Raw genomic sequence first — 22,210 nt, forward strand, 5'->3', positions numbered from 1 at the left:
ACTGTAATTCGGTTTTTTAAAATTATATCTAAACTTGTCAGTACAATTTTATTGGGGGGGGGTATAATAGAAGAAACTTGCGCAATTCATAAAGAGCACACTCATGCCGATAGAGAAATCTTGATATACGATTTTTTTTAGAGTTTCTTCGCATATAGTCCAATCTAGTACGGAATCTTTTTAGGTGCAAGGGGCAACTTTATGCTTCGCATTAAGGGCTTGGGCAGCCCTTAGACCTGCCGTTTTATGCTTCGCATTAAGGGGCGCTGCGTCCCCTTAACCCCTGCACCAGAGAGATGTAAATTTCAGAACGGGCACGGACGCCCGTGGTTCCAGGCAGCAGCGATGTTTTAAAGCAGGACAGATTGCAAAGCTTTAAAACTCGCGGGTTAGTTTTTGCCACGGACGGCAAAAACTAACCCATTGTTCAGAGCAAGTTTTCCCTCTTCCTCCTAAGACCTCCATCTCCCTTTCAACACTGCTTAGGGCTCTGCCCTAAGAACCCGTGCGGTGAAACCAATGGTTTGCAGTGATTCTTTAGTGTAGATTGCACGAGTGGTTGGCACGCAATAGTGAATGTGTATTTAGAAGTTTTCAGTTGCTGCTGCGCAGGGCGGTTTAGGCTTATGCTTCGCATGCACCACCGCCGTTCTTTTGATTTATACTCACGGTTCTGTTAATCAATTTTTATAAATTGACTTTTTTTCTGTTTTTTCATATAGTTTAATACATACAATATTAGGAGGTCACCTATGTTAAGTGATAAGTTGTTAAAAGCCTTAAATAATCAGATAAATAAAGAGATTTACTCTTCTTATTTGTATCTTGCAATTGCAGGGCATTTTGAAACCGAAGGGTTAAAAGGGTTCGCGTCGTGGATGAAGATTCAGGCGCAGGAAGAACTCAGTCATGCAATGAAGTTTTATGAGTATATTTATGATCGAGATTCCCAGATGGAATTTTTGCCGATTGAAGCTCCTGCTCCGAAACTTGGAACGCCGCTTGAGGTTTTACAGATTGTTTTGAAACATGAAGAGTCTATTACAAAGTCAATTCATAATGTGTATTCGCTTGCAAGAGAAGAGGGCGATTATGCTTCTGAAAGTTTTTTGATTTGGTTCATTAATGAACAAACCGAAGAAGAGGCTACGCTCCGTGATTATATCGATTCGTTTAAATTTGTTGACGGCAAAACAGGTGTTATGCTGATAGACAGAAAACTCGGAGAACGCACAAAATAAAGAGCAGCCACTAGTGTAGTGTTTTGTAATTAACATCCTGTTATAAAAATCGTAGTGTCAACAATAAGGGGACTGCGGATTCAACTTGCCTATGGTAAATTGCTCACCGTTGCTCAATTCCAAGCGATGTTTTAAAGCATCAACATAAAACTGTAAAATTGAAGCTTTAAAACTCGCAGCATTGATTTAATCAAGAATACTAAAAATCAGTTTTCATAAACTACTAGGTATGGAGGAAAAATGAAAAAGAAATTATTGTTTATGTTAGCACTATTTTGCATTGCTTCTTTTGCTTTTGCAAAGCAGTATGGCATTAATGTGGAGGCGGCTGCCGCATATACCTATCATGAAATTTATTCACAACCAGGGAAAGACGGTTATAATTATGGAGGTAGAATAAAAGGATCAAGAGCATATAATGTTGGCGCCTTGGAGCTTGGTTTAGGATATGATCTGCCTAAAAAATGGGGAATTTACTGGCTCGGTATTTTCGGATTTCCATCAACAGTAGACGGTCCAAAAGGATATATTATAGATTCTCATTTTGGATTCGGATACAATTTTCCTGTTGCAAAGAAATTTACGGTATTTTGCGGTGGAGGATTGGCTGTCGGAGGCTCCAGAATATATTATTCTAACGTATCTATGGCATATACAAACATCGGTATCGGTTTAAAAGCAACCGGACAATATATGTTTACCGATCTGGTTGGATTCTATTTCGGACTTTCGGAAAATCTTCTATTTCCTGTAGTAGCCTCTTCGAGTTTTTCCGGTGATCTGTCGCGCTTTGTACAATCGCTCAATGCGAAGCTCGGGTTACGCTTTCATTTTTAAAACATCATCTTTTGAATAAGACTCTTTTCAAAAGACTCTTATTCATATCGAATCACTTCAAAGCGTTCCAGTATATACGGAGTATCGGAAGGTATTCCCGCTTTTTGTAAAGCAATGCGCACTTGCATAGCGGGAGTATCTACTCCTTCAAGATTAGGCAATAAAAGTCCGCGCTTATATCCTGAGCTGACGATGATGCCGTATTTTTTTACATCAAGCTCTGTAATTGAATTTATTGGTTCCGGTTCTTTTAGAATATCAACCGAGCATTGAATATCAGAAAGCTCTTCCATGCGTACGGGAGAAAATCTCGGATCGCGCAAGGCTGCGGAAACCGCATTATGAATAATTTCTTCAACAATGCTTTTTTGAACAGGCGCAATAGTTCCTATACAACCGCGCAAATCGCCTTCTTTTTTTAAACTTACAAAAGTCCCCGCCCGCCCCGTTTCTATCTTGTGTATGATATCCTCTGGAAGCATATCAGGCTGTAAATAACTTCCTGTTTGCAAATAATGTTTGATACTTTTTAAAGCAAGCGCAATATGAGGTTCCGATTCTGTATGAAACGCATAATCGGAAATAGTTGCGGAGGGAGAATATTCTTGTATCTTAATTTTATCGACTGCATAACCGACTCCGAATGTTCCTTGATACGAAAGTAAATCCGATGTAAACAGATACTGCGTAAGCATGCCGGAAAGAATCAAAAAAGAATTCAGCCCGCACTCTCCTGCTCCATCGGCAAGAGCAGAATCTATTTTTTCAAATTGCGTAAAATTTCCCGATTGAATAATATCGCAAATTTTTTTATCAAACGTGGGCCCTTCTTTTGCAAAGCCGTAAGGACCTTCGGGCAAAAGTCGATGCGAAAGATCGCCACTTGCAATACACACCGCAGACTCGGATTGTGTTTCAATAAGATTCGCCAAAACTGTGCCGAATTCTTTTAAAACCGCTTTTGAAAGAATCCCATAATTGATGTGTACCAGCGAAAAGTCCGTGTACTCTTTTGCAATAAAATAAAGCGGTACAAACGCTCCATGATCAAGCGGCATTTCGGGAGTTTCGATTACAATGTTTTTTTCTTTACATGCGCCGACTAAGGCTTGTACAAATTGCACCGCATTGTTTGCCGAAAATTTAACATCGTCTCTGCCAAAGGATGCAAAGCTGCCGCTGATTATTTGTGCGGTATTTACGCACATCGCACCTCGATATAGTTTTGCATGCGGAGTAATCATAATAATTATTTTAGGCTGTAACGTCCGCACTTCCTGTGCACAGTGCCGCAAAGCTTCCGAGGTTTCTTTTATTTTTTCTTCTTCGCCTCGCCCAATTTCAGGAATAATAATCGGCGGGTGCGGAGTAATATACGCAGCGCGTAATTTTGCTTTTTTTTTCATAACTCCCTCCATGTCGTTATTATACCATAAAAAATTTTTAAACGCAAAACCATTGAATCTTTTTTGCTTAATTCAGATTCAGTACTATGTCAGAAAAATGTATTTGCCGGTGGTTCTACGCAGACAGGTTAGTTTTTGCCATGGACGGCAAAACTCAGCACGGGCACGGACGCTCGTGCTTCCACGCAGAAACGATGTTTTAAAGCAAAAGTATTTGCAAAGCTTTAAAACTCGCGGTTTAGTTTTTGACATGGACGTCAAAAACTAAACCGTTGTGCTTCCATAAAATATTTATTGCTGCAATATGCGAAAGTTTTTTTAAATTATATTTTGCAGCGTATAAGCGGAAAATTTAATTTTCAGGCGTTTTCTCGTTCGATTTTTTTCTAAAATTATAGAGATACCGTTTTATTTTTTGGCTTGCGGTTTTTTCAAATTTTTCTACAGGCTCTACCTTATCAATTCTTGAAATCTTGTTTACATGAGAGTTCACAAAGAATTTTATCTCATTTAAGATTTCAGCCCGCTTGTATGTCATTGCGTTTGAAAAGTCCGCCATTGCATCGCCCATTGCTTCTTGCAAATTCTGTAAGCGTGTATTCTCATCGTCTTTTTTGTCGGCTTCTGCAACTGTTACTTCTTCCATTTTTTTAAGTTCCGCCGCAAGTTTTTCTTCATCAAGCTGCACAAGGGCAACTAAAGAGGAATGCTCCCCTTCAACAACGAGTGCTTCAGAAACAAAGGGATGTTGGTTGAGCACAAATTCAATGTCTTCAGGATAAATATTCTCGCCATTAGCTCCGACAATCATGTTTTTTGATCTGCCTTTTATTGACACATGCCCCTTGCTGTCAATAAAAAAAAGATCTCCGGTTTTAAAATATCCGTCTTCCGTAAACGATTCATCAGTAAGCTCGGGGTCTTTGTAATAGCCTTTCATAACATTCGGGCCTTTTACAACAAGCTCTCCAATTCCCGTTTCGGGATTTACATTGATGAGTTTTACGTCTACCTCAGGTATTACATAGCCTATCCATTCAGGCACGGTTTGTTTTGGTGAAGAGTCGGCGATAAGAGGTGAAGTTTCGGTAAGACCGTATCCGATTGCATAAGGAAATTTAGCGTCTTTCATAAATTGCTCCACTGCGGGATCTGTTTTTGCTCCGCCAATTCCAAAGAATTTAATTCTGCCGCCAAATGTTTTTAAGAGTTTTTTTCCTGCAATGCGGGAGAAAAGTTTTCTTCCAAGCCGCGTTGAAGTTATTTTCTTTTTCAAAGGACTTGCCGTAAATGCCGGCACAACCTGTGTTTTATAAATTTTTTCTATTACCATAGGTACGCTTAGCATCATAGTGGGACGAACCTTTTGTAATGCGGGGATAAGTAAGCGCGGCGTTGGCGGCCCGATTAAATAGAAAATACAGGCACCGTTTAAAAAGAACATCAAAAAACCTATTGTGAATTCATATACATGAGACATCGGAAGGATAGAAAGAGCTACATCATATTCATTAATGCGCTGACAGCTTTGTCCGGCTATCGCGTTAGAAATCAAGTTTTTATGAGTTAGCTCCACAGCCTTTGATCTTCCTGTCGTACCCGACGTATAAATAATGGATGCGGTATCTTCTTCATTACATTCATGAGCAGGAGGAACTTCATCAGAAACTTTTTCTCCTTTTATAAGAGAAAAGTCCCCAATATTAATTATTGTTTGTAAATACGCTTCAGGAATTTTTGATTTTAGTCGCTCATCTACCAACATATGGGTTGTTTCGGAATGAGTAAGGCATGCTTCTGTTTCTCGTGCTGAAAAATCCGGCAATAATGGCACCACAATTGCGCCCATTGTTACAATTGCAAAATACGCGATTCCCCAGTGCGGGCAACTTGTCGCATAAATTGCAACTTGAGTGCCCGCCCGTATTCCTACACTATAAAGAAGCTGTCGCACTTCTTTGACCTTTTCATAAAAATCATTATATGTTAACGGTTCTGCTGATACATAGGAAACGGCTGGTCGATCGCCAAACCGGTTTACACTATTTTCAAGCATTGCGCTGAAGGTATGTTTTCCGAGTTCATTGATTGTTTGCATTCACAGCTCCTTAAATTTATTATTGTTCAACTTTATTGTATGGGACAACAACTTTCTATCCCATAATATACGATATACCGAGAATGTTACAATTAAGTCCGATAGATTGGACACTAAAACATTCGAGAGGTTGCAGAAACTTGTGATTTATTGCACTTCTATTCGCAAAGATGCCTTATTACAGCGTTTTTTTAATAAGTCGATTAATTTTTTCATCTTACTAAAACGTAAAAAGTTTTATAAAAATGAGCTCCGGTTTAGTTTTTAACGTCCATGTCAAAAACTAAAACCTGCGAGTTTTAAAGCTTCCTGTTACAAAAATGAGCTCGACACAACGGTTTCATTTTGCCGTCCGTGGCAAAATGAAACCTATGAGTTTGAAAACTCCTGTTTATAAAAAGAGCCCGACACGGCGCAACGGTGAGCAAACTTACCATAGGGCGAAGTTTTGAAAATTTACTGTAACTTCGCCAACGAATTTTAAAGCTTCAATTTTACAATTTACTGTTGATGCTTTAAAACATCGTTTGGAATTTCGCAAAGGCGGGCAGTTTACAATAGGAATGCCTAAATCCGGTAAGCAATTAGTGTTGACTCATTCTTTAATGTCACGGTAATTACGGAATGGTATACTAAACGTATTATTTCATTTTGCTTACCGCTTTTATAAATTCCTCGAAGATATTCCGTGCATTAGCGTTTGTTGCAGACAACATTTCGGGATGCCATTGTACCGCAACAACAAAAACATCGGCTGTTATTTTTTGGATTGCCTCCACAACCCCATCGAGACTTTTTGCCGCAACGGTAAATCCCTCTGCAATCTTTTTTATACATTGATGATGAAAACTATTTACTCGATAAGGCGTTCCTGCCGTTTTGATAAAAGAATCATCCTCGATCGTAATCGTATGCGTCAATCTACACGGCCCATCATCTTGGTCATGTTTAATTTTTATAAAATTCGCATATGATAAATCCTGATATAAGCTGCCTCCGTTCATTACATTGATAAGCTGTAAACCTCTGCAAACTCCCAGCACCGGCTTCCTGAGAGCAATAGCTTTTTTATACAGAGCTTCGTCAAACACATCCCGTTGCGGAAATGTCTCTCCAAGTTTTAAAAGCGGCTCTTCTCCGTACAGGCTCGGATCAACATCATGCCCGCCGGATAGGATAAGCCCGTCAATAAGCCTAACCATTTCCGCCGCTGCGGCAACGTCCTCGGTAAAGGGTAATATGAGCGGAATACCTCCCGCCCGCAAAACTGAGTTAACATAATCCTGATTTGCATACACCCGCTTATAACCGACAAAGCTATCTCCCTTATTCACCAAAATACTACCCGAAATTCCTATTACCGGCTTTATCAGTTTCATTTTTTCTCCGTTTGTTTTAGTTTCAATAATAATGTTTAGCAAAGTAAGCTTAATCATAAGAGAGGCGGTGCTGTCAAGTACTCCGGCCAGTGTGCACACAAGTAAAGTCAGCACTTCTTAAACTCCGGCTTTTCAGCGGCGACTACGCAGCCTTTTTAGTTTATAAGCTGCATACAGAGCGTTACAATAACACTGCGTCCTGACGTTAGAGGAAAGTAGAACGCTGGAAAAAACTGCCGGTAAAAAATCAATGTTCTGCAAGGTTTAAATACATGCAGAACACCGAAAGAGGTCTTTTCTGAAGGTTTTTAAAAAAAATTGTCGTTTACAGTTTGCTTCCCGATGTTGCTATGCCCGCAACAAATTGCCGTTGGAATAAAATATAAAGGATAATCATACGCAAGCGGTATTTTTTTTACGTAAGGCGAAATGCCCCGTTTTGGGTGTGTCCCTACGTGCGACGTTTTTTTTACAACCATACCTTAAAACGCCGCACTTCGGGTCGGCGTACTACGGGCTCCGCTTACGCTGCGGCTCTTTTTGCGCTATTTTAAGCGCGCAAAAAGGATCCGGCTTCGCATTTTTGAAAAAATGCTCGCCGCCCTCCGTATGCCTCACACGGGTGACTTTTTGACGTCCATGTCAAAAAGTCACCTACGAGTTTTTGTTTAGAACCACGGGCATCCGTGCCCGCGCTGATTGCTGTTTTGCATTAAGTTTTACGCAAAACATCTTGACTGTTGAGTTTTAACGCTTTGCAAACTGCCCGCTTTAAAACTCGTTGGCGAAGTTACAGTAAATTTTCAAAACTTCGCCCCTGCTCAATTCCAAACGATGTTTTGCCTGATATTCCAGCGTAAACAGGCAAAACTCGTTGGCGAAGTTATAGCAAATTTTCAAAACTTCGCCCTATGGTAAGCTACTCACCGTTGCGCCGTGTCGGACTCTTTTTTATAAAAATCAATTATTGAACGGTTCGCATGAAGCTCAAAGCGCTGTGTTTTTGTATCCTTCCTATTTATACATCGCCATGTACGGACCGTGGGCGTCAATTAGTTCATCACAAAGTGCACGGATATCGTCAATGCTGAGTTCCGCCGCCGTATGCGGGTCAAGCATTGCCGCATGATAAATGGCTTCCCGTGTTTTTGTGCGCGCCGCTTCAATGGTTAAAAGCTGCGTGTTAATATTAGTCATATTCATTGCGGCTAGTATCGGCGGTAAGGGGCCGATTCGACAGGGGGTAATTCCCGTACCGTTTACTAAACAGGGAACTTCTACACAAGCCTCATCAGGCAGATTAAAAATAAGCCCGTTGTTTAATACATTCCCGCCAAGTGCATAGGGTTTTGATGTTATAATTGCTTCCATAATGTACGAGGCATATTCATTGCTGCGCTCATGGGAAATTTTTCCGTTTGCCAGAATGTTTTTCTTATCTTCTTCCCAGCCTTTAATTTGCCGAATACAGCGGCGCGGATATTCATCAAGCGGGATGGCAAATTTTTCTATCAATTCAGGATATTTTGACTTTATATAGAAAGGATTGTACTCGGCATTATGTTCACTTGATTCGGTGCAGTAATAACCGAAGTTTTTGATATAATCAAACCGCACCATGTTCTCGTGTTTACCGGCGGCATTTTTCGCCGCTGCCCGTTTTTTTATTTCGGGATATAAGTCTACGCCGTTTTTATCTTTGATGGACAAAAGCCACGCCATGTGGTTAATGCCGGCAATAACTTCTTTTCTGCCTTCAAGTTTGTCCTGCATATCCAATTGTTCAAACAGTTCCCGCGAGCAAACTTGTACGCTATGACAAAGCCCGACTGTTTTTACATCGGTGTAGCGAAGCATATATCCGGTGAGCATTGCCATCGGGTTAGTATAATTTAAAAGCCATGCATCGGGGCATACCTCTTCGATTTCATGCGCAAAAGAATCCATAACCGGTATGGTTCTGAGGGCGCGCATAATTCCGCCTATCCCAAGAGTGTCGGCAATGGTTTGACGCAGTCCGTATTTTTTAGGGATTTCAAAATCAATAATAGTCGAAGGCTCATATCCGCCGACTTGAATAGCATTTATGACAAACGTAGCATCTTTCAAAGCTGCTTTTCTTTGTGCCTCACCTAAATAGCAGGAGATATGCGCTCTGCCTTCGTTAATGTTTTGGTTTAAGGCTGAAAGGATTATCTCTGAATCTTTAAGCCTTTCGGGACTAATGTCATATAATGCAATTTCCGCATCCTGTAAGACGGGCGTACACATACAATCGCCGATTACATTTCGGACAAATACGGTGCTGCCCGCACCGATAAAAACAATCTTTACCATAAAAACTCCTCTCCATCATAAAAATATATCAAATACTGACAGACTTTTCGTTAGATATATGTTAAGATGGTTTTAGCGGGAAAGATAGGTTTTTTGTTTCTTCAATACTTGTCAATTTGTTGAATATCCTTGAAAATCAGGGAAGAGAAATTTCTGCAAAGCGATTCGGGTTTTATAAAGAATTTGACAGTGTAAACAGGAGTGTGCGGATGAAAGAAAAAAGCGGGTTGCAGTTCTACTATTCCGGATATGAAAAATGCGGCAGCGGGCATTTTTTCGGTCCTGCAATACGAGCACATTATCTGGTACACATTGTGATTAGCGGCAAAGGGTCGTATCAAGTAAAAGGTTCCGTCATACCGGTTGAAAAAAATCAAGCGTTCTTAATACGACCGAAAGAGATAAGCTTTTATGCAGCAGATACAAAAGATCCTTGGGAGTATATTTGGTTTTCATTTGACGGAGAAGAATCCGATATATTAATCGATTCTTTTTTTTCCGATGAAAGTAGGTACATTGTTTCGGCGGAGGATCCTATCAGGTTGGAACAGTTCTTGCAAACAGCCTTGCCGTATTTTCAACAGCAAAGCTTATCGCAAATGGAATTACAAGGTTGGTGTTATTTATTTTTTTCCTGCTTTAAAAAACAGCCTACAAAAGCATCGCAAGATTTTAAAGATAACTATTTTTCAAAGGCTCTTAATTATATACGTTACAACTATATGCGTGATATCAATGTAAATCAGATAAGTGCGGAAATAGGGATTGACCGCACCTATTTGTATAAAATAATAAAAGAGTTTACAGGAGTTTCTCCTAAAACCTATATTACCATACTAAGGATTGAAGCGGCAAAAAACATGCTGCAATATTCAAACTACAGTATAACAGATATTGCCGCCCTCTGCGGTTTTCATGACCACTCTTCATTTTGCAAAATATTCCGCCGGCATGAAACGCAAACGCCTTCGGAATACCGGCAAACTTTTATACAATAATACTGTATGAAAGAGTATGCAAACCAATAATATAGCGTTTTGCAATTAAGGTGCTATTGTACTAATCGCGGTATTAACAATAACGGCGTGCGGATTTAAGCATCACTATGGTAAGTTTACTCGCCGTTGCAAAATTCCAAACGATGTTTTAAAGCATCAACACAAAACTATAAAATTGAATCTTTAAAACTCGTAGGCGAAGTTAAAGTAAATTTTCAAAACTTCGCCCTTGCGTCGTGTCGGACTTATTTTTGTAACAGAAAGCTTTAAAACTGGCAGGTTTGGTTTTTGACACGGACGGCAAAACTCAGAACAAATTCAAATGATGTTTAAAAGCATCAATACAAAATTATAAAATTTTTTATGATTTGTATAAAATGTAGTAAGAAAAATAATCGAGTTATCAAAAAAACCGCTACAATAGTATAAAAAACTGTCTGAAACTATGTCCAATACTAAAGATATTACAATATAGACTATCGCCAAAAAGTCGGCACAACTGTTCTTTTAAAGGAGAATTATCGATGATCCAATATGTAGCCTCATTTTTTAAATCTATCAATGCAAATAACCATCCGGGCGATATTGCACATGCGGTTGCCTTAGGACTGTTTTTAGCAATACTGCCAAAGGATAATTTAACATTTGTTTTTCTATTCTTTTTTACATTTTTTATCCGAGTAAACACGGGTGCTTTTTTTATTTCGTTTATTTTACTCGGTTTTCTAACTCCGTTTTTAGATGTTTTAATTAACCGAATAGGTTTTTTTATTGTTCCGCTTCAGTTCCTGCGTCCCTGTTTTATTCTGCTTGAAAATACACCGTTTATAGCTTTGTTTAAACTTTCAAATACGATGGTTGCGGGAGGTATCGTTTTAGGGCTTATTCTTTATGTTCCCTGCTATATGTTGACCCGTTTTCTTGTAGGTAAATATAGAAAACACATGCAGCCTTCTGTTTCCGATATCAAAGGCTCAGGGTTTATCTCAAAAATACCGCTGCTTAAACACTTAGTAAAAATTTCAGAGTTAAAGGAAAAATTCTATGACAAATAATAACGATAACGATATAACCAACACCGATACAGCGGGTGAAGAGCTTCTAAAAAAAGAGTCTGTAGAAAATACCGCAAAGATTCAAGATGTTATTGAAGCCGGTAATCCTGATACTGAAAAAGCTGCCGCAAAAAACATCTCTCCTGAGAAGGCCGCAAAGCTCGCCGCACGCGCAGAAAAAAAAGCAGCAAAAGAAGCTAAAAAACTTGAGAAGGTAAAAAAGATTTTCAAAAAAAAGTATACGGCGCGGGCACTCAAGCGTAAAATTTATAAAAAAATTTATGTTCCCGCGGACAGAGAATTTATTCAGGGTTTTATCGTACAAAGCGTTGATGAGAAAAATAGGACGTACTATGAGTTTGACAAAACCCGTATTAATGAGAAAACGCAGCTTAAACGTATAAACCGGATTGCAAAAGAAATCGGAAGTCAAAAAGGGCGGGTGAATTTTCTTGCGGTGTTTGGCGCCCTTGCCTGCGTGTTTGCCGTACTCTTTTTTATTTATCTTTTTAGAAACTTCATTGCGCGTAAAATTGTGGTAGGCGGTTCAGAGGCTGCCTTCGGTGCAAAGTGCGAAGTAAGTCTTGTGGATTTTGATTTACTGCATACGCGTTTTAGAATACAAGGATACAAGGTTGCAAATAAAAAACAGCCGATGCGAAACCTGTTTGAAATACAAAACATTGATTTTTATTTTAATCTTTTAGAATTAAGCCGCGGCAAATTTGTAGCGGAGAACATGGCGATTGAAGGCTTTACATGGAATACGCCGCGGAAAACTTCGGGAGCGCTTCCGCCGAAAAAACAAAAACCGGTTGACCCGAATAAAAAGCCGAATCCGGTTGTTGCGCTTATAGAAAAAGAAGTTAAAAAAGTAACAGACGAAATTTCTTTTGATAGCGGATTAAAGGCTGTTCAAAACCAAGTTGATCCGCGTAAAATTTTAGAGCGCGAAAAAAATGCTTTTAAGATACCCGCAATAACACAAGAAATAATAGACTCGGTTGATCCGATGGTTACCAAGTGGATTACGACAAAGGACAAGGTAGAAAAGCAGGTCGAAGACACTATTAAAGCGGTTGAAAAATTATCTGCGATAGATGTTACGAAAATTAACGATGTTGCAAAACTCAGGGAACTCATAGAAACTATCCGTAAAGTTGCGGAAACCGGAAAATCCGATTTTGACTTAGTTGAAGGGCTTGCAAAAGATATACAAGCAGATGCAAAAACGGTTGAGCGGCTTGGAAAAAATGCAGGCAATGCAATTAAAAGCGATTTTAATCACGTAAAAGAACTCGCTGCAAAAATAAAATCAATCAATGTTAATACCAGTAAAAAACTGATAAGCGACCTCATCCGCGTTTTTATTATGAATGCACTTGGAAAGTATTATCCCTACTATGTACAAGGTATGGAATATCTGCAAAGTTCCCAGAAAAATCCTAAACAGCAAAAAGAACTCACGTTTGCTGAAAAATCTAAAATGATGGAACGGCTTCCGGGAAAAACTTTTATTTTCGGAAAAAACTCAATGCCCACCGTTGTTATAAAAAACATATCGCTTTCAGGTCATCATCCCGAAAAAGATGTGTTTACAGTTGCGGGCGGCGCAAAAGCTATTACCAATGATGCGGATAAACTCGGACTTCCGTTATCGCTGATGTTAAAAACCACGCACGGAAAAATGCAAGAAACCGCCGACGGCATAATTGATTTGCGCTCATACTCTCCGGAACTTGTTGACGTTGCGGTAAGTTTTGAAGGGCTTGACTTTACTATTCCCTCCCCCGCAACGGCGGTTCCTTCTCTTGACGGAATTTTAAAAACGGGGGCGGAAGTCAATATTTCTAAAAAACAAGATGTTGTTGTTAGCGCAAATATGGGAATCAGAAACAGTGTTTTAAAAGTAGATGATTTTGAGCCGGCCTTTGTTTCAGAAATATACCAAAATGTTTTAGACGGAATAAAAACAATAAATGTTAAAACCACCCTGACAATAAAAGACCGTAAGCTGTTTGATCTTGATGTCGATACCGATGTAGATGAGCAAATTGCGGTTGCCCTACAAAAAGAATTCTTCCGTCAAGTTGAAAAACTGAAGGCAGAGCTTATCAAACAAGGTGAAAAATGGCTTAATGAGCAAAGAGAAATTTATAAAGAAGAAATTGCAAAATTCACACAAACGGCAGACACGGTTAAAAAAATCATAAACGATTTTCGAGATTACAAAAGAATCTTAGCAGAAAAAAGAGCAGAGGCGGAAAAACAAATTAAAGATCTTGGTGCAAGAAAACTAAAAGAAACGATTGATGCTAATGTCAAAGATAATGTGAAGGACAATGTTAAGGATATCTTTAAGGGATTTGGATTCTAAAACACAAACGTCTTCGGGGTGCTGCCCGAGCTTTTATACAAAATATTGAACGGAAGGACAGCAACCTTACAGCATAAAAATTATACCGCATGATTTTATTCTCCCGAGATCTAAGAGGCGGTAAGCCTCTTAATGCGAAGCATAAATCGGCAGGACTAAGACCTGACAAATCCCTTATCACAAGCATCACTATGGTAAATTGCCCACCGTTGCGCCGTGTCGGACTCTTTCTATAATAGAAGCTTTAAAACTGGCAGGTTTGGTTTTTGACACGGATGTCAAAACCAAACCTGCGCTCTTTTTCATACAGGTATCAAAATGCTGCACTCGCTTATTTTTTCACGGCATGAACTCTGTCAGGAAGATGCTATCAATAGAAAAATAAACTTAAAAAGGCTATACTGCAATAACTTTGATTAATGATAGTTTACTTTTATGCTGCAAGGAGATTTTTACACAACCGTTATGGAAAGATTTTTTAAAAATAAAACGTTTGCGATTGTATTAAGTTTGTTTGCGATGCTTTTATGGGGGAGTGCAATTCCCTTAATAAAATCAACATACATAACACTTAATATACAGATGGATGATACAGGAGCAAAAATATTAATAGCCGGTATTCGGTTTTTTCTTGCGGGACTAATCGCATTTTTTTACTTAACAACCTTGAACAAAGAAAAAATAATACTCAAAGACATAAATTTTAAATTTATACTCTTTCTCCCTTTCATACAGATCACTGTCCAATATATTTTTTACTATATCGGTGTTTCAAATACTGCGGGTGTAAAATCCGCAATTCTACAAGCTTCAAACGCTTTTTTTGTGGTTATCATTTCAAGGGTATTAATGAAGGAAGAAAAAATAACGCTTAATAAAGTTTTAGCCTTAGTGATCGGAACCTTAGGAATTGTGATCGTCAATTCTAAGCAAGGCAGCAGTTTTTCGATGACATTACGCGGGGAAGGCGCTGTTTTAATTGCAACTATTGTCAACGCCTTGTGCACCGTACTTGTCAGAAAACACGGAAGAAGTCAAAATCCGTTTTTATTAAACACGGTGCAATTTATACTGGGTTCAATCCCGCTATTGATAATAGGATATGTAATGCATTACAGTCCTCTGATATTTAACGTTAGCGCAATTCTTATGCTAGTATACGGAGGATTTATTTCTGCCACATCTTTTACGATATGGACAATAGTTTTAAGGTATCATAGCTCGGGAGAGTTCGGCATTTATAAATTGTTTGTACCGATTTTCGGCAGTTTACTTTCAATTATTATATTGGGTGAAGAATTTACCCTTCGGCTATTAATCGGAATGGTGTTTGTAATAGTGGGCTCCTACATATTAAATATGAAAAAGAAGCTCGGCAAAACTTGAAAAGACTTTTTCAGACTGTTGTTGGAACCTGAATTGCCAGGTTAGCTGGAAGAGATGCACATAACCCATAAAAACTTCTATCGGTGTTTTGTATCCAAAGGATTTCCGAGGGATGCTGCTTCTGTAATTGGTTAGTGCAGCGTTTTCTAATTAAGTTTCGTTATAAAAATCGGAGTATCAACAATAAGGACTTGCGGATTTAAGCATTCCTATGGCAAACTTCCACAGATGTCAAAAACAGGACAAAGGTAACCGATGTTTAAAAGTATCAATACAAAATTGTAAAATTGGAGCTTTAAAACTCGCAGGCACTCGTTTTTGCATAAATAAAGACCGGTAATCATTCCGCGTGCATCATCAATAAAAGCATGTAATGCGGATTTTTCTTTCCCGCCGAACCAAGGAAACGGGGTTGCGTCCACTTGCAACAGCTCTCCGAAGCAAGCTCTTCTATTGCGCGTTTTATGCACCTTCTTTCGTGTTCGTCTTTTCTTTGGTGAATAAATTCCATGTGATAACAGAATACGGCGCAGAGTCGAATATGACAGCTGCAATTGATATTCTTCAGTTACTATTTCATGAAAATGCAAAAAATTGCTTTTTGACAATGCGGGATCGCTTCGCAGCGCAAGTAATCGCTGCTCAATTTCTTTCGAGGTCTTCTTTGCAGAGGGACGCTGACTGTTGCCATGCAGCATTGCTGCTAAACCCTTTTCTTTGAACGCCTTTTTTAATTGCTGTACGCGTCTTCGTGAAAGGTTTAATCGAAGCGCAGCCTGTTGTACCGTACATCTCCCTTCTAAGCAGTTGGCGATAACATGTCCTCGTGTAATTTGATCAATGCTCATAAATAATTTCATTCCTCCAGTGTAATGTAATAAGTCAATAATTTCACCTCGGTAAAATATAGGGGTGAAATATTTATTGAAAACTTATAGGGGTGAAATTATCACAGATTAAAGACACTGCTAAAAGCGTTTATTGACATTCCCGTTTTTTCTTGTTATTATGCAAGTCTCAAGTCAACTTAATTATAGCTAATATCGTTTTTATATTTTTTGAAGGAGATATTCATGTCAGGACATAGTAAATGGGCAACAATTAAACATGCAAAAGGTGCTGCGGATGCCAAACGCGGGCAAATGTTTACTAAATTTATCAAAGAAATTTCTATTGCCGCACGAATGGGCGGCGGGGATCCTGCGGCAAACCCCCGATTGAGAACGGCAATTCTGAAAGCTCGTGCGGCAAATATGCCAAAAGATAATATTGAAAGAGCGATTAAAAAGGGAACCGGAGAATTGGGCGGTTCAAATTATGAAGAGCTTATCTACGAAGGCTATGCGCCCGGCGGGGTTGCTATTTTGGTAGAAGTATTAACTGATAATAAAAACAGAGCAGCTGCAAATGTGCGTAATCTCTTTTCCAAAAACGGAGGCAACCTTGGTTCCACCGGTTCTGTTGCATATATGTTTAATCGAAAAGGCGTCATTGAATATGATGCGGAAGTAGCTAGCGAAGAAGCCGTTATGGATGCTGCTTTGGAGGCAGGCGCTGAAGATATTCAAAATGAGGGCGGAATTATTACCGTAACAACCGATCCAAATGATTTTGAAACTGTTCTTGAAGCATTACAAACTAAAGGGCTTGAATCCGTTTCTGCTGAAATTTCAATGGTTCCGGACACTTGCATGTCTCTTGATGCGGAAACAACGCGTAAAGTATTAAAAATGATTGACCGTATAGAAGAAGATGATGATGTACAAAACGTTTACAGTAATATTGACGTTCCTGATGATTTTGAAATGGATGAATAAACCTAAAAAGATACCTTTACAGGTATCTTTTTGACTTTTAACTACCCGATATTTTTATGACTGTATTATTGGTTTTTTGTTTACCGCTTATTTTTTTTGCTTCGATTTCAGTGTATGGCGATAAAGGTCCCAAAATTCTTGCTTTTTTGCTTGGAATCCTACTCGCGACGGTTATGCTTTTTATCCGTTCATTTTTCATCGAGAATTTTGATCCTTACGCTGCAAGCCTGTTAAGTCAATGGGGTAGATTCTTTTTTCTGTATTTCTTTTTTCCTTGTCTTATTTGTCTTCCGATCTATTTAGGAATCCATCATTCTTTTGACTCCGAAACATTGATAACAAGTTCTTCGTGTTTATTCGGTGTGTATACGGCTGTGTTTTTTTCGTATTTATATAACAACACTGATTTGCCGGTACTCACGCCGCTTGTGCTTATGATTCTCTCTTTTGCCGCTTCTTTGTATGTTTTTGAAGCAATACTTAGGCTTGTGCTTGAAAGTTTCGGACTCGTTATTATAGAATATCTGATAGCTGTTATTATATTTTTGGTTTTTTGCGGACTTGGTGCTCTTGTTCTATGCTTTTGGTTTTTTATGTATTCACCGTATATATACGGCGGGCTTATGCTGGGGCTTTGTCTTGTCGCACTTTTACTGTATTTTATAACCAACTAAAAGTATAGGCAAAATGCCGCGTTACGCATTTAAACTATTCGCTGCTCAAGGAGAGTGATTATGGGACTGACATATAAAGATTCCGGTGTTGATAAGGATGCCGGCTATCAAGAAGTTGCACTTATCAAAAACATTGTAAAAAAAACGCATTCTCCGCAGGTACTGTCCGGCATAGGCGGTTTTGGGGCGTTGTTTAAACTTGATACCGAAAAATACCCCGATCCCGTGCTTGTTTCGGGAACGGATGGGGTAGGAACTAAACTGTTAATTGCAATCGAAACAAATAATCATTCCACGATTGGGGAAGACTTAGTTGCAATGTGCGTTAACGATGTTCTCTGTCAGGGTGCAAAGCCCCTGTTTTTTTTGGACTATATTGCTTGTGATAAATTGATTCCGGAAAAACTTGCCGAGATTGTTGCCTCAATTGCCGAAGGTTGTTTAAAGGCTGATTGTGCGCTCATTGGCGGAGAAACCGCTGAAATGCCGGGGATGTATGCAAAAAAGCATTACGATGTGGCGGGATTTTGTGTAGGCGTTGTTTCAAAAAATAAAATTATAGACGGCTCAACAATTCAGCCGGGAGATATTCTTTTTGCCTTGCCTTCTTCCGGTTTGCACAGCAACGGATTTTCATTAGTAAGAAAGATAGTCTTTGAAAAGATGGGCTTTAAGGTGAACTCATTTAATGAAGAGCTCGGCACGACGCTCGGCGAGGAACTGTTAAAACCGACCCGCATTTATGTGCACCCGATGCTTGAGCTTATCGAAAAATTTTCGATAAAAGGAGTAAGTCATATTACCGGTGGAGGCTTATACGAAAATGTTCCGCGCATGCTTCCCAAAAACACCGATGCTGTATTGGATATTTCAAAAGTGCCGATTCCGAAGATATTTTCTCTTTTGCAACAATGGGGCGAGGTTGAAACAAGCGAGATGTACAATACTTTCAACATGGGGATCGGTATGGTTTTCGCGGCGCCGCAAGATGAGGCGGAAGCAATTGCGGACTTCCTTCGCTCAAAAAACGAACGCTGCTATCGAATAGGAGAAATTGCTTCCGGCTCGGGAACAATTCGCTTATGAAAAACATTGCGGTGCTTATCTCCGGCGGAGGCACTAATTTACAAAGCTTAATTGACGCCGCGGAAAACAAGCAAATTGCGGGGAAAATTGTTTTGGTAATTTCCAACAAAGAGACTGCGTACGGACTTGAGCGTGCGAAAAAGCACGGAATCCCGGCCGTGTTTTTATCTCCAAAAGGAATTCCGAATACTGCGTATGCTGAAAAACTGCTGGAAGTTTTTGATAAATACGCGGTTGATCTGATTGTTTTGGCTGGTTGGATTAGAAAAATTGAGTCAAAAATTATCAGCCGGTATAAAAATAAAATCATCAATATTCACCCATCGCTCATTCCCTCGTTTTGCGGAAAGGGGTTTTACGGCGAGCATGTCCATAAGGCGGTACTGGACTACGGTGCAAAGGTCAGCGGCGCAACCGTTCACTTTGTTGATGAAGGAATGGACACCGGAGCAATTATCCTGCAAAAAACAGTGGAAGTTATGCAAAACGATACCGCAGAAAGCCTTGCACAGCGGGTTTTGGCAGTCGAACATGAAATACTGGTAAAAGCGGTTGCTCTTTTTTGTGAAGGAAAACTAAACGTTGAGGGAAGAAAAACAAAAATTATTTGAAACAAAAAGGATACTCCCAAAAATAAACACGGGCGTTTTTAGACTTGGATTCCCCCTTGTTTCTTTTTGGCATAATAGTTTTATATAGATTATGGGATTAAACCTGCTTTATTTTTGATACCTGACTTTTTAGATTAAAACAGTTAAATAAGTGAAGGAAAGTCTCTCCTAATCAAACCTATTGTTCGATATTAGTCTATTTATATTTATTTTAAGGAGTTTTAACGTGTACACTTCAAAAGATTCTGACTTTAACTCTGACATTCCAGTCAAAATTTTGGTTTTTGACCTTTTGGCACACCTTGCATGGATACCGATAACGATTATCGCGCTTTATATTGGCGGTATTGCGGACAATGCCTTGGTTACGCAAGGGCTTACCTCTATTTCCTGTATTATAATGTTTATAGTATTGATAGCCGCTCCGATTCTTAAACGAAAATTTTTACTTAAGCAGATTATTAACTATATGCAAGATCATGAAGCCGCAAGCAGAGCTGTTAGTCTATACGAGCGGCTTACTGTGGGGATTCCGTTGGTGACAGCTTTTACTGTTCCGATATTTCTTTCCGCTGAAATAGGGGTTATCAATAATTTGAATATTTTCTTGCCATACTACGCATTAGCTACCGGAAATATTCTTTTGCCGGGAGCGCTTTTTGCTGTCAGCACAATTCGCGTTTTTGAAGAATGGTGTTCATTTGTTCCGCTTGCTCAAGAAAGTAAATTAAGTATGGCTGCCCGCATTGCAATGGTTTCGATAGTTTCATGTTTGGCAGTAAGTTTTGTTGTAACGGCTCCGCTTATTTCCGACGCAGAACAGCTTAGTCTTGGAATTAAGGTGGCAAGAACACTCCCCTTCTTTGTATACGCGATATTTATGTCAAGTTTAAATATAATTGCCATTGTTCGCAGTACGCTGACGGATTTAAAACCTATTCTTACAAAAATAGAAGAAGTGTCTTTAGGTAATTATCGTCTGGAGCCTGAGTCGATAGCAAGTAGGGACGAAGTAGGTATTCTTACTCGTAACTTTAATAATTTTTTAGCATTCAATAAAGTATTTTTAACCGATTTACATGATGCTGTCAGCAAATCTGATACAGTTGCGCAAAAGCTTTCGATCGATATGGATACAACATCAAAAACGGTGGGAAGAATGCTTGGAAACATATCCGATATCGGCTATACAATAAAAACTCAAACAGATGCAATTATGGAAGCAAGAAAAACTCTTGCCAACATTGCAAAAAACATTGAGTCTCTTGATAAAGATATTGAAACGCAAGCGGGCGCAGTAAGTGAATCCTCGTCGGCGGTTGAGGAACTTGTTGCCAATATAAACTCTATCACCGGAATGCTCAGCACAAACATTGAAAACATCGATGAGTTAAATACTGTTGCAGACGCCGGACAGGTTTCGGTGCGTGAGGCGTACAATTTTGTACAGCAAATAACCGAGGAATCCGCAGGGCTTTTGGAGGCCATAACGGTTATTCAAAACATCGCAAGTCAAACAAACCTCTTAGCAATGAATGCTGCAATTGAAGCGGCTCATGCGGGAGAATCGGGAAAAGGTTTTGCCGTTGTTGCGGATGAAATCAGAAAGCTTGCAGAAGAATCGGGCGGCCAAGGTAAAAGCATCACTGCTGTTCTTAAAGGATTACAGCAAAAAATAGACGCTCTTTCCGTATCGGCATCAGCAGTGGAAAAACATTTTGCCCAAATAATGCAGGTTTTAAAAATAGTCAGTGACAGAAGTAATGAAGTTATGCATGCGCTGAATGAACAGTCTGCCGGAAGCACACAGATTTTATCCGCAATAAAAGAAATTACCCAAATTACGCATTCGGTTAAAATGAGTTCCGGTGAAATGTTACAAGGGAATACCGAAGTAACATCGGAGATGCATCGGCTTGCCGACGGAGCAACAATTGTAGAAGGTAATATGAAAAAAATTAATGAGGGAGCAGGTCAAATCAGCAATGTGGTAAAAGATATAATGATATTAAGCGAAGAAAATAAAAGCGCCACATCAGCGGTAATGGTCTACTTGGACACTTTGAAAATATAACTCGTTGAACAGCATCTATATTTGCTGAAAAACAAGGGATATTTGTAAAAAACTTGATTGCATTTAGAGATGCTCAGTGAGTTTTTGTAAGTCATTGTATAACGATAGTTTAAAAAACATCGTAAAAGAATTCGAGATTATTTCGGCAGTCAATTACAGAAATAATATTCCATGGAAATCTTTGGAATACAAAGCACCGATAGAAGTTTTTAAGGATTTTAAGTATCGTTGCCATTATACTAATCGGAGCATTAACCATAGCGGCCTGAGGATTCAGCCTACTATGGTAAATTACTCACCGTTGCTAAATTCCGAACGATGTTTTGCCTGGACTCTCCAGCGTAAACAGGCAAAACTCGTGTAGGGTTTTGTAATTAACTTCCTGTTATAAAAATCGGAGTATCAACAAAGAGGTGCTGCGGATTTACGCATTCCTATGGTAAACTGCTCGCCGCTGCCAAATTTCAAACGATGTTTTAAAGCATCAATATAAAACTGTAAAATTGAAGCTTTAAAACTCGTAGGCGAAGTTACAGTAAATTTTCAAAACTTCGCCCTATGGTAAGTTTACCCACCGTTGCGCCGTGTCGGACTCTTTTTTATGATTTGCAATTAGTTATATGATTTAAAACTCCATTAAATCATACAAAAAAAACATCACAGTAGTTTTTTAGCTGTTGTTTGACATCGGTATTGCAAAGCAGGCCGGCTGTATCTTGCTTATGTATATGCCTTGAAATCAGGCTTGATTAGATTATAAAATCCGTATACCATAATATGTACTATGCTAGCTTTTAGAATTTTATATAGATTCAATGATAAAATTTTAAAACG

General features: G+C 39.1%; 16 protein-coding genes. 11 read left to right on the forward strand and 5 right to left on the reverse strand.

All coding sequences use genetic code 11. The features are described from left to right. Positions 1 to 752 precede the first annotated feature (752 nt). Positions 753 to 1,241 (forward strand): ferritin, encoded by a 489-nt coding sequence (locus FUT79_RS13985; RefSeq protein WP_024752746.1) that lies wholly within the window; start codon positions 753 to 755, stop codon positions 1,239 to 1,241. A 240-nt stretch (positions 1,242 to 1,481) separates the two neighbouring features. After that, positions 1,482 to 2,078 carry a hypothetical protein gene (locus tag FUT79_RS13990; RefSeq protein WP_002695769.1) on the forward strand — a complete coding sequence of 199 codons (597 nt, stop codon included), beginning with the start codon at positions 1,482 to 1,484 and terminating at the stop codon, positions 2,076 to 2,078. A gap of 38 nt (positions 2,079 to 2,116) precedes the next feature. Here FUT79_RS13990 and amrA read toward each other — a convergent pair whose 3' ends face one another. The 4 genes from amrA to melA all read right to left on the reverse strand — a co-directional run bounded on the left by amrA (position 2,117) and on the right by melA (position 9,298). Beyond that, the gene (gene amrA, locus FUT79_RS13995; RefSeq protein ID WP_024752745.1) at positions 2,117 to 3,484 is read right to left on the reverse strand and encodes an AmmeMemoRadiSam system protein A; all 1,368 of its coding nucleotides are present in this window, start codon (positions 3,482 to 3,484) and stop codon (positions 2,117 to 2,119) included. 352 nt (positions 3,485 to 3,836) lie between these two features. Further along, the gene (locus FUT79_RS14000) at positions 3,837 to 5,582 is read right to left on the reverse strand and encodes an AMP-binding protein (RefSeq protein WP_024752744.1); all 1,746 of its coding nucleotides are present in this window, start codon (positions 5,580 to 5,582) and stop codon (positions 3,837 to 3,839) included. A 641-nt stretch (positions 5,583 to 6,223) separates the two neighbouring features. Beyond that, complete coding sequence (locus tag FUT79_RS14005) at positions 6,224 to 7,075, reverse strand: gamma-glutamyl-gamma-aminobutyrate hydrolase family protein (protein ID WP_238570001.1); 852 nt, start codon at positions 7,073 to 7,075, stop codon at positions 6,224 to 6,226. 900 nt (positions 7,076 to 7,975) lie between these two features. After that, entirely contained in the window at positions 7,976 to 9,298 is a 1,323-nt protein-coding gene (gene melA / locus FUT79_RS14010; protein ID WP_024752742.1) for an alpha-glucosidase/alpha-galactosidase, read from the reverse strand. Positions 9,299 to 9,507: 209 nt separating this feature from the next. Here melA and FUT79_RS14015 point away from each other — a divergent pair, with 209 nt between their 5' ends. The 4 genes from FUT79_RS14015 (at position 9,508) to FUT79_RS14030 (ending at position 15,114) form a co-directional block, all read left to right on the forward strand. Further along, on the forward strand, positions 9,508 to 10,296 hold the full coding sequence (locus tag FUT79_RS14015; protein WP_244951105.1) for an AraC family transcriptional regulator: 789 nt from the start codon (positions 9,508 to 9,510) through the stop codon (positions 10,294 to 10,296). A gap of 524 nt (positions 10,297 to 10,820) precedes the next feature. After that, entirely contained in the window at positions 10,821 to 11,351 is a 531-nt protein-coding gene (locus FUT79_RS14020) for a TIGR03546 family protein (protein ID WP_002695801.1), read from the forward strand. Continuing rightward, positions 11,341 to 13,728, forward strand: a complete 2,388-nt coding sequence (locus FUT79_RS14025) for a TIGR03545 family protein (protein ID WP_024752739.1) — start codon at positions 11,341 to 11,343, stop codon at positions 13,726 to 13,728. Before FUT79_RS14020 ends, FUT79_RS14025 begins: the two co-directional genes overlap by 11 nt. Before the next feature lie 435 nt (positions 13,729 to 14,163). Continuing rightward, entirely contained in the window at positions 14,164 to 15,114 is a 951-nt protein-coding gene (locus tag FUT79_RS14030; RefSeq protein WP_002695807.1) for a DMT family transporter, read from the forward strand. 209 nt (positions 15,115 to 15,323) lie between these two features. Here the strand turns inward: FUT79_RS14030 and FUT79_RS14035 are convergent, their stop codons facing one another. Beyond that, a complete protein-coding gene (locus FUT79_RS14035; RefSeq protein WP_052335730.1) occupies positions 15,324 to 15,974 on the reverse strand; it encodes a helix-turn-helix domain-containing protein in 651 nt (216 codons plus the stop codon). 213 nt (positions 15,975 to 16,187) lie between these two features. Between FUT79_RS14035 and FUT79_RS14040 the strand changes: the two genes are divergently transcribed. The 5 genes from FUT79_RS14040 to FUT79_RS14060 all read left to right on the forward strand — a co-directional run bounded on the left by FUT79_RS14040 (position 16,188) and on the right by FUT79_RS14060 (position 21,376). After that, complete coding sequence (locus FUT79_RS14040; RefSeq protein ID WP_024752736.1) at positions 16,188 to 16,931, forward strand: YebC/PmpR family DNA-binding transcriptional regulator; 744 nt, start codon at positions 16,188 to 16,190, stop codon at positions 16,929 to 16,931. A gap of 56 nt (positions 16,932 to 16,987) precedes the next feature. Continuing rightward, positions 16,988 to 17,605, forward strand: coding sequence for a hypothetical protein (locus tag FUT79_RS14045; protein ID WP_002698879.1), 618 nt, complete (start codon positions 16,988 to 16,990; stop codon positions 17,603 to 17,605). A gap of 60 nt (positions 17,606 to 17,665) precedes the next feature. After that, positions 17,666 to 18,691: a phosphoribosylformylglycinamidine cyclo-ligase gene (purM, locus tag FUT79_RS14050; protein ID WP_044634499.1), complete on the forward strand. Its 1,026-nt coding sequence runs from the start codon at positions 17,666 to 17,668 to the stop codon at positions 18,689 to 18,691. Continuing rightward, a complete protein-coding gene (gene purN, locus FUT79_RS14055) occupies positions 18,688 to 19,302 on the forward strand; it encodes a phosphoribosylglycinamide formyltransferase (protein WP_002698883.1) in 615 nt (204 codons plus the stop codon). The genes purM and purN overlap by 4 nt, the downstream gene beginning before the upstream one ends. Positions 19,303 to 19,528: 226 nt before the next feature. Beyond that, positions 19,529 to 21,376: a methyl-accepting chemotaxis protein gene (locus FUT79_RS14060; RefSeq protein ID WP_024752734.1), complete on the forward strand. Its 1,848-nt coding sequence runs from the start codon at positions 19,529 to 19,531 to the stop codon at positions 21,374 to 21,376. The last annotated feature ends 834 nt before the right edge of the window (positions 21,377 to 22,210 follow it).

Source organism: Treponema phagedenis (genome assembly GCF_008153345.1).
GTDB classification, from domain to species: Bacteria; Spirochaetota; Spirochaetia; order Treponematales; family Treponemataceae; genus Treponema; species Treponema phagedenis.